At 58.5% G+C, this 590-nt stretch carries 1 protein-coding gene; it reads left to right on the top strand.

The features are described 5' to 3' along the window. The coding region (locus ACOCD2_RS25235; protein ID WP_419584084.1) for a transposase at positions 1–404 on the top strand (404 nt) is incomplete at its 5' end. Positions 405–590: the final 186 nt, after the last annotated feature.

Below are 590 nucleotides of genomic sequence, written 5' to 3'. Positions count from 1 at the left end.
TCGTCACCAACCTGAGCCCCCGTGACGCAGATGCCCAATATTTATACGAAGATCTTTACTGTGCCCGAGGGGAGATGGAAAATCGTATCAAAGAACAGCAACTGGGACTGTTCGCCGATCGTACCAGCAGTGCCACCCTGCGGGCGAACCAACTGCGGCTGTACTTCTCTTCCTTTGCCTATGTCCTGCTGCATGGCCTGCGCCGGCTGGGGCTGACCGGTACGGCGTTCGCCAAGGCCCAGAGCACGACGATCCGTCTGAAGCTGCTGAAAATCGGCGCCCGCCTGCGCCTGACAGCACGCAAAGTCTGGCTGTCCTTCTCGGAAGCATACCCCTACGCCAGCGACATCGCTCAGATCCTGGCCAATCTCAAGCAGCACCCTGCCTGGTCACCCCCTGGATAAACCCTATTACATCCGGCAACGTTGACACAACCGATCAGACTCCGGTGCTGAGGGGCCGGCGCGTCTGTTCCGTCGAAAAAACATCCTCCAGAGCCCCGGGAGAGCGAAAAACACGAGAATTACTTCTCTCGGCGAGTACCTTGGCACGAGAAATGGGCTATCGGGCTATCTTGGCCACGTTCCGGC

The organism is Thiolapillus sp., from assembly GCF_048562965.1.
In the GTDB taxonomy this organism is placed as follows: domain Bacteria; phylum Pseudomonadota; class Gammaproteobacteria; order Chromatiales; family Chromatiaceae; genus Thiolapillus; species Thiolapillus brandeum_A.
The sequence above is the reverse complement of the archived record's forward strand: the minus strand, read 5'-3'. Positions and strand labels throughout refer to the sequence as shown.